Here is an 8,193-nt window from a genome sequence, read left to right as displayed (position 1 = left end):
GCGGCCAGCGGCGCAGCGCGTCGGCGTACTCGCGGTCGGGGATCCAGATCAGCCCGACGCGCGCATCGAGGTCACGGGCCGGCGGCTCGATCGGCGGCCCGGCCGATCCGGCACGGCCACGATCGGCCGGTGTGAAGGACTCGGCCCGCTCCTGCAGCTCGTCCGCGGGTAGCCCGAGCGCGAGCAGGCACCGGTGCCGCAGCTCACTCATCTGCCCGAGCAGCCGGTCCGGGTCACCGGCGGCCAGCGCCAGCCTGACTCCCTGGTCGATCCAGGCCAGCGCGTCGTCCCACTCGCCCCCGTCGGCTTTCTCGAAGGCGACGTTCTGGTGCAGCCACCAATCGTTCGGGGCCTCGGCGAGCAGGGCGGCCCAGATCTTCTCCGCCTCCTCCCGCCGGCCGGCGCGGTAGTTGATCTCGCCGAGCACGGTCCGCGGGTCCGGCGTGCCCCGCAACCCGGCCTCGATCGCCTCGCCGACCGCGGCCAGCGCGTCGTCGGTGCGGCCCAGCCGTTCGTAGGCCCGGCCCAGGTCTTCGAGGATCTCCGGCAGCCAGTACTGCTCGGCGACGGCCGGGTAGTCCCGGCACAGCTGCGCGAGTTCGGTCCGCAGGTCCGCCTCGGCCTGCGGATCCGGCCGGCCGCGCAGGTCGTCGCTGATCCGGTCGGCCTGCTGCAGTGCCACCGCCGGGTCCACGCCAGCATTCTGCCCCAGCCGAAATCCCTGCGCGCGGTGTCGGTGGCGGGAGCAGACATTACTTCGTCCCGAGAGATAGGATAGGTACGTTCTAAGGAGCTTTCATGGGCAGAGTGCGAGTGTCGCCCCGCCGCGGGGCGGCCGACGCTGCGGCGGTGCTCGGCCAACAGATCAAGGCAGCCCGGGTGGCGCGCCCGTGGACCGCCACCGAGCTGGCCGCGCGCATCGGGGTGGATCGCCGCACCGTGGCCGCGATCGAAGCCGGCGATCCGGCGGTGTCCATCGGCAACGTCTTCAATGCCGCCGACGTCCTCGGCATCGCGTTGTTCGGCACCGAGGACCGGGCCGAGCTCGCGCGCCTGCGCCGCGAGGGCCGCGACCGGCTCGCGTTGCTGCCCACCCGGGTGAGCAAGCCGCGGTCGAAGATCGAACCCGACGATGACTTCTGAGCCGGGCCGGGCCGGCCGGGTCTTCGTGTGGACCTGGCTCCACGGCCAGGGCGAGCCGGTCGTCGCCGGGGCGGTGGACCGGGTGGGGGCGGACCGGTTCGACTTCACCTACGCCCGGTCCTATTGGGAGAACGTGAACGCGATCAGCCTCTACGCCCCCGAGCTACCGCTGCGCCGCGGCGCCCAGGAGCCGCCGGCCGGCCTGAGGATCGCCGGCGCCCTGAACGACGCCACCCCGGACTCCTGGGGCGAGCGGGTCATCGCCAACCGCCTGGGGTCCACCGAGGGCGAGCTCGGCCTCGAGACCGCGATGCTGGAGTCCGGGTCGAACCGGTTCGGTGCCTTGGACTTCCAGTCCAGCGCCGAGTCCTACCGGCCGCGCCAGGACACTGCCGGCCTGGACGAGCTGTACGACGCCGCGGAAATGGTGCTCGCCGGGGAGCCGCTGACCCCCGCCCTCGGCGACGCCCTCCTGCACGGGACCGCGATCGGCGGGGCGCACCCGAAGGTCCTCATCACCGACGACGCAGGCACCGAGTACATCGCCAAGCTGTCGGTTTCCACCGACGTGCACCCGGTGATCCGGGCCGAGGCGGTCGGGATCGAGCTGGCGCGGCGCTGCGGGCTCGACGTTCCGGGCGCGCGCCTGACCACCTCGCTGGGCCGGGACGTGCTGCTGATTCAACGCTTCGATCGGCTGCCGGGCGGTCGGCGCCGCCACGTCGTCTCGGGGCTGACCATTCTCGGTCTCGACGCGCTGCTGGGCGCGCGTTACGGCTCCTACCCGGACCTGCTCGACGTGCTGCGCGAGTACGCGCTCGCCCCGCACGAAGTCGGTCGCCAGCTCTTCGAACGGGTCGTGTTCAACGTCGCGATCGGGAACAACGACGACCACGCGCGCAACCACGCGGCGTTCTGGGACGGGCACGGGCTCGCCCTGACGCCGGCGTTCGACCTCACCCCGCAGGTCCGTTCGACCGACCCGTCAGCCCAGGCCATGGCCATCGGGCGTGACGGCAGCCGGACGAGCCAGTTCTCCGTGTGTGTTGCGGCCGCCGCGGACTATGGACTGTCCCGACCCGCGGCGAAGGAGATCGTCGACCACATCGTGTCCACGATCGAAACGCAGTGGTCCGAGGCCGCCGATGCGACCGGCCTGAGCTCGGCCGGCCGCAACGCCCTGTGGCGGCGGTCCATCCTCAACCGGTCGACGTTTTACGACTGATCAACTGGTCCGTCACGTCCAGCGGGCCGCTTGCTGCCCGAGCCGGGTCCGCAATTTGACCGCGGCGCGGCGGGCCCGCTTGGCGATTGCCTTGTCCGGCAGCCGCGCTCCCAGGACGTCGAGAATCTCACCGAGCCGCGGGTGGTCCACGCGCCAGATCTCGTCGAGCAGCTCCGCGCGTTCCGGGGCAGACTCGAGGCCGAAGGCGGCGACCAACTCCTGCTCACCGCCCACGTCGAGACTCAAGGCCAGGATGTCGAGCAGGGCCCCCTGCATCCGCTCCGGACTCACCTCGGCGGGATCGATCGCACCCCGGTCGAGCAGCCAGGTCAGGGCCGTTCCGTCGGCCGGTCCGCCGAGCAACGCCCGCACCGCCTCGACGGCGTGCGCCGGCACGGCCTCCTCGACCGCGCCGATCTCCCCCATCACGGGCAACGGTCCCTGGCCGGCGGCAGCCAGCGCCATCAGCAGGTCCCGGGCGGCCTCGGCAGGATCTGACGCAGCGTCAAGCCACTGCTCCAGGTCCTGCAGCCAGTCGTCGGGATGACCCACCATGGCGAGACCGGCCAGGTCCGCGGCACTGGCCCCGACCGGGTCGGGACGCAGGGGCACGTCGATGCCGATGGTGCGCACCAGGTCAGCAGCCGGTCCCACGCCGGCGGCGCTCAGGAACACCAGCCAGTGCTCGCCGTCGCACTCCTCACACGGTTCCTCGTCCGGTACGACGTCGATCAGCCCGAGGTCGTCGAGTTCGTCGAGGATGCGGCCCACCCAGGTGGGCATCAGGTGCTCGACGAGGTCCGCGGAACCCGGCATGCGGTCGACGATGAATCGCTCGAGCAGGTCGAGCACCTCGTCGTCCGCGACCCCGTCGGGGCCCGCGTGCAGGAGGCCCGCAAGCAGCATGACCCGGCCCTCGGCCAGCGCCGAGTGCACCCGTTGCATAAGCCCGCCACCGCCCGGTTGCGGGGCGAGCGCGGCCTCGACGATGCGTTCGTGGGCGGCGAGGTCATCGAGCTTGTCGAAGCGGGCGACCGCCACCAGCTTCCCCTGGTGCCGGCGGACCGCGCCGGCGGCCAGGGCGAGCCGGAACACCCGGTCGAGTCCGGGCAGGTCACCGGCCGAGCGCATCCCCTCCGTTTCGTCGCCGATGTCCAGCGCCGCCACCAGGGCCCGCGCGTCGGCCAGGCGCAGGTTGCCGGTGCCGGTCAGCGCGACTCCGGGCCCGGCGCAGAACTCGGCCAGTCCGCGCACCTGCGCCAGCACCGGTGTCGCACGGACGGCCTCGAGGCGCTCGTGCTGGTCGGGCAGGCGGACAGGGGCGACTGCGGTGGGCACACCCGCGGCCTGCCGGTGCACGCGATCGAGGATCGCCCCCACCGTGTCCGGATCGAGGCCGTTCACCCGCTCGGTCAACGCCGCCAGGTCAACCCCGTCGAGGTCGCGGCCGGCGTCGAGCCCGCCGGCCCCGGCGAACAGGCTCTTGGCCATGCCGAAGTTGTCCGGGTTGGCCATCGCGGCGAGGAAGGCGCCCTGGTTGCGCTCGCACCAGGCACGGATCGTCGAGGGGCGGTCGGACGCCGGATCGAGCCGGCCCGTGTGCGCGAGGAACTCGACGAAGGCAGCCACGCTGCCCGGCATGCCGGCGCACAGGTCGGCGGGGGCAGACAACTTGCGCGGACACCAGTGCAGGAGGAACTCGGCCAGGTGCCCGACCGTCCACACGTCGAGCGCGCCGTCGTCGTACTGGTAGCGCCAGTCGAGCAGCAGTTCCGCGTCGCTGCGGTCCGCGGGCGCAGCGCCGGGCGCCGACCATCGGTCGAACTCCGCGACCAACGCCTCCGCTGCGCGCCGGAACTCGCGGTCCTCGTCGGGACCGAACCGCATCTGACCGCCGCCCGCGTTCGGCCCGACCGCCCTGAGGCGAGGCTTGGCGGGGCGATTCGACATGTCGTCCTCCTCGCGGTCGGGCGACCCCGACGGGCGGAGCCGGGCACCGGTCGCGTCCATTCTGGCGGGGCCGGCCGGCGAAGATGTCAGCGGCGGTGACGATCAGTGTCCCGGTGGTACCGCACAGCTGCCCCGTGACTGCGCTGCGCGTCCAACGGGGCGCCGGTTATCCACAAGCCCGGAGGGGCCGCAACCCACGCGACCCCAGGCAGGGTTACCCGCCTGGACACGACACGGGGGTCACCATGATCGAGCGCACAGTCGGCAGCTTCGAAGAACTGGCCGGGCCGATGGGTCCGGCGCCGCGGCCACTGACGGCACGTCAGATGCGAAAGGTGCGGGCCCTGGCGCGTACCGCACTGGCCGAACACGGCATCGAGGCCGCCATCCACGCGGACCACCTGAGCACCACCGACGGCCGCACCTTCGGCCTGGAGAACCTCGCCTCCAAGTGCCACACCAGCGGGCCGAGCGAGGACCGCTGGAACGAGGTGGCGAGGGCCCACATCGACGCCCTGCTCACGAGCTTTCCCGAGGCTCCGGGCGCGGTGCCGGCCGGGGAGTTGAGGACCAACACCTACCTGCGGCTGCAGGTCGAGGCCGCACTACCGGTCGACTGGGACGACAGCTACCGCTACGTCCGTCGGCTCGGCGGCGGACTGATCGAGTTGCTCGCGCATCGGGACGGCGACACGGTGCGTTGGCTGCGCGACGAAGACCTCGAGCCCTTCGGCGCCGACCGACTGCGCGAGGTCGGGCGGGCCAATGTGCTCCGTGTCGAACCCGAGGAGCACATCGTCTTCGACAACGCGGGCGTGCGCTTCCACATGGTCCGCAGCACCTCCGGTTTCGTGGCGAGCAAGCTGCTCGTCCTGCCGGCCCTGCTCACCGAGGTCTTGGGGCGCGGTGGGCCGTGGCCCGACGGCGTGATCGTCGCGGTGCCGTCGCGGTACGAGATCGCGCTCGCCCCGGTCGAGCCCAGAATCCTGGAGGCCAACGCCGGGTTGTGGTCCTACGCGGCCTGGGGCTTCGGGCACCGCCCCGGCCCGCTGAGTCCCCACCTGTATTGGTGGCGCGACGGCGCAATCACCCAACTCAGCTACTTCGAGCCGAGCGGCCGAGGTCGGCTCCACCGCAATCCGGAGTTCGAGGCCGCCGTCGACCGCCTGACTCCGGGCGGTTTCCCGCGCGCAGCGTGACGCTCCCGACTCTTCCTCCCGGAGCGGGACCGGCAGGAATCTTCCTCGACCGGAAGAAGGGAAGAATGCATTCTTTCTTCATGGCGCTGAACATCAAGGATCCGACGACGGACCGGCTGGTCCGCGAGTTGGCCGCCGCCACCGGCGAATCGATCACGGTGGCCACGCGCGTGGCGATCGAGGAGCGGTTGATGCGGGTTCGTCTGCGGAATGCGGCGGCAGCGCACTCGGGCGTCCTGAGCGAGATCGTCCGGCGTGGGCGGGCGCGGGCCGGCCTGGACATCCGCAGCGAGGACGAGATCCTCGGCTACGGGCCCGACGGCCTGCCCGCCTGAAGTCGCCATGGTTATCGACACGTCGGCCGTCGTCGCGGTGGTGCGCGGCGAAGACGACGCCGAGCGTTACGCGCATGCCCTGGAGCGCAGCACCGAATCCTGGACGTCCGCAGCCAACGTCGTCGAGCCGACCGTCGTGGTGGAGGCGCGCTAAGGCCCAGAAGCCGTCCGCGATCTCCAGCTCCTGCTCGAGACGGCAAAGGTGAGCGTCCAACCCCTGCGCCCTGAGGATGTGCCGGTCGCCGTCGAGGCCTGGCGCCGGTTCGGGAAGCGGCGACACCCAGCCGGCCTCAATTTGGTTGACTGCTTCGCCTACGCACTCGCCCGCTCGCTCGGTGACCCGCTGCTGTCCAAGGGCGAGGACTTCCTCCAGACCGACGTCACCTCGGCGCTCCCGAGCCTCTGAACAGCCGGGTCCTGGTCACTGCACCCACCCTGTATATTCACATAAGTTGCTGATATCTTCACTTTATATGAAGGCAAGAGTCCCGGCGCTGACACCCCTGCTGCGCTCCAACGCGCAGGGGGACATTCTCGCGCTGCTGTTCATGAACGAGGACCAGGAGTTCAGCCTCGCGGACATCACGCGCCGGGTCGACGCGCTCCCGGCGACCGTGCACCGAGAGGTGCAACGTCTGGTCGATTCCGGAGTCGTGCTCGACCGATTCGTCGGACGGTCGCGATTGATCCGCACCAATGTGGAGCACGAGTTCCACCGGCCCCTGTCCGACCTGCTGTTGGCGAGCTACGGGCCGAAGGTTCTCCTGCAGGACCTGGTCGCCACTCTGCCCGGCGTCGAGGCGGCGTACATCTACGGCTCCTGGGCTGCCCGGTACCTGGGCGAGAACGGCCCCGTCCCACGAGACGTCGACGTCCTGATCGTGGGTACGACGGGCCGGGACCTCATCGAGGACATGGCGCGGCTGGCCGAGGCCAGGCTGGGCCGCGAGGTGAACGCGACGCGGGTGTCCCCCGACGACTGGGCGCAGGCCGGCTCCGCCTTCGTCACCACCATCCGCTCGCGGCCGCTCGTCGCGCTGAGCCAGACGAAGGCCACCCCGTGATCAGCCGATGGAACACCGGCCGGGACCGGGTCGAGCGGTTGCTGGACGCGGGGCGGATCGAACGCGTCAGCCCGGACCGCGCACCCGCCGAACTGATGCTCACTCAGGCCACGGCCCACCTTGAGTCGGCGCGGATGCTCGCCGCGTCCGATGTGGTCGGGGCGTACCAACTCGCCTACGACGCCGCCCGCAAAGCCCTGGCCGCACTCCTGGCGAACCAGGGTCTCCGGGCCAAGGGACTCGGCGGACACGCGGTGCTGTACGACGTGGCGCGAGCCCAACTCGACCCGCCGCTCGGCGAGGTGCTCCGGCCGTTTGACTGGATGCGTCGACTGCGCAACACCACCGAGTACCCGGACACCGACAAACCGGTAGCCGCCGCGGCCGATCTTGCCGAGGCCATCCCGGCCGCACTGGCCGTCGTCAACGCGATCCGCGCCGTGATCGAGGACATGCCGGCCTACTGACCCTTGGTCAACTGCGGATCGCGACGAACCCACGCATGTTCACCGACCCGATGCCGCTCGGACCGCCATGCCGAGGCCCGCCGCTGGCTTGCGCGCCCGAACGCCCGATTACTGCTCGGCGGCGCCCGCCACCTGGACATGGCCTTCGAACTGCTGGCCACCGTGGGGACCGCCACCAACCTCACCACCGACGCCCAACTCACGGCTTTGGCGATGAGAACCAGGCCGAACTGCACTCCAACGACACGGACTTTGCGCGCTTCCCCGGCCTGGCCTGGGTGAATCCGCTTCGCTGACCACGTGCCGCGCTAGGTCGAGCTGACGTCGCTCAGAGCCCGGCGGGGACTTCGCCGGCGTTCCACAACAGAAGCGCCGGCTGCTCATGCTCGGCCCCCAGCACGCACACCCGCGCGGCGTCCAGGACCAGGTGGGCACCGAAGCTCACCGGCTCCCCCAACCAGCGCGCGGCCACCACCCGCAGCAGGTGCCCGTGCGCGACCAGCGCGACGTCGCCGCGCTCACGCACAGCGGCGAGGTCCGCCAGCAGCGAGTCCACCCGCGCACTCACCTGGGCCGGGCTCTCCCCACCGGGGCCGCCGTCGCGCCAGATCGACCACGGCGCCTGCCCTTGCGCGGCCCGCTCGGCGTTGATCTCGGCCCCGGTGCGGCCCTCGACCGCGCCGTAGTCCCACTCGATAAGCCGGTCATCGACGACCGCGTCACCCAGCCCGGCGAGCTCGGCCGTGCGCCGGGCCCGCAGCAGCGGGCTGACCAGCACGGCGGCCGGCGACCAACCGGACAGCACGGCCC

8 protein-coding genes and 2 pseudogenes are annotated in these 8,193 nt (G+C 71.5%); 7 read left to right on the top strand and 3 right to left on the bottom strand.

The features are described from left to right. Nucleotides 1–694 (bottom strand): annotated as a pseudogene (locus H0X00_RS18845) (hypothetical protein); the annotation flags it as partial. Nucleotides 695–798: 104 nt separating this feature from the next. Here H0X00_RS18845 and H0X00_RS18840 point away from each other — a divergent pair. Together H0X00_RS18840 and H0X00_RS18835 are read left to right on the top strand one after the other, a co-directional pair. Further along, on the top strand, nucleotides 799–1,143 hold the full coding sequence (locus H0X00_RS18840; protein WP_293773900.1) for a helix-turn-helix transcriptional regulator: 345 nt from the start codon (nucleotides 799–801) through the stop codon (nucleotides 1,141–1,143). Further along, nucleotides 1,133–2,368: a type II toxin-antitoxin system HipA family toxin gene (locus H0X00_RS18835; RefSeq protein WP_293773899.1), complete on the top strand. Its 1,236-nt coding sequence runs from the start codon at nucleotides 1,133–1,135 to the stop codon at nucleotides 2,366–2,368. The genes H0X00_RS18840 and H0X00_RS18835 overlap by 11 nt, the downstream gene beginning before the upstream one ends. A gap of 12 nt (nucleotides 2,369–2,380) precedes the next feature. Here H0X00_RS18835 and H0X00_RS18830 read toward each other — a convergent pair whose 3' ends face one another. Next, nucleotides 2,381–4,318 (bottom strand): hypothetical protein, encoded by a 1,938-nt coding sequence (locus H0X00_RS18830; RefSeq protein WP_293773898.1) that lies wholly within the window; start codon nucleotides 4,316–4,318, stop codon nucleotides 2,381–2,383. A gap of 245 nt (nucleotides 4,319–4,563) precedes the next feature. On the opposite strand from H0X00_RS18830, the gene H0X00_RS18825 reads away from it, so the two are divergent. The 5 genes and pseudogenes from H0X00_RS18825 to H0X00_RS18805 all read left to right on the top strand — a co-directional run bounded on the left by H0X00_RS18825 (nucleotide 4,564) and on the right by H0X00_RS18805 (nucleotide 7,383). After that, nucleotides 4,564–5,517, top strand: a complete 954-nt coding sequence (locus tag H0X00_RS18825) for a hypothetical protein (protein ID WP_293773896.1) — start codon at nucleotides 4,564–4,566, stop codon at nucleotides 5,515–5,517. A gap of 80 nt (nucleotides 5,518–5,597) precedes the next feature. Beyond that, nucleotides 5,598–5,852, top strand: coding sequence for a type II toxin-antitoxin system VapB family antitoxin (locus tag H0X00_RS18820; RefSeq protein ID WP_367186696.1), 255 nt, complete (start codon nucleotides 5,598–5,600; stop codon nucleotides 5,850–5,852). A 7-nt stretch (nucleotides 5,853–5,859) separates the two neighbouring features. Continuing rightward, a pseudogene (locus H0X00_RS18815) lies at nucleotides 5,860–6,258 on the top strand (type II toxin-antitoxin system VapC family toxin). Between the two features lie 67 nt (nucleotides 6,259–6,325). Further along, complete coding sequence (locus tag H0X00_RS18810; RefSeq protein WP_293773892.1) at nucleotides 6,326–6,916, top strand: hypothetical protein; 591 nt, start codon at nucleotides 6,326–6,328, stop codon at nucleotides 6,914–6,916. Then, complete coding sequence (locus H0X00_RS18805) at nucleotides 6,913–7,383, top strand: HEPN domain-containing protein (protein WP_293773891.1); 471 nt, start codon at nucleotides 6,913–6,915, stop codon at nucleotides 7,381–7,383. Before H0X00_RS18810 ends, H0X00_RS18805 begins: the two co-directional genes overlap by 4 nt. Nucleotides 7,384–7,711: 328 nt before the next feature. Here the strand turns inward: H0X00_RS18805 and H0X00_RS18800 are convergent. Then, nucleotides 7,712–8,193, bottom strand: a 482-nt coding sequence (locus H0X00_RS18800) for a histidine phosphatase family protein (protein WP_293773890.1), incomplete at its 5' end; no start/stop codon positions are given.

Origin of the sequence: Sporichthya sp. (assembly GCF_013815995.1) — a bacterium.
In the GTDB taxonomy this organism is placed as follows: Bacteria; Actinomycetota; Actinomycetes; order Sporichthyales; family Sporichthyaceae; genus Sporichthya.
The sequence above is the reverse complement of the archived record's forward strand: the minus strand, read 5'-3'. Positions and strand labels throughout refer to the sequence as shown.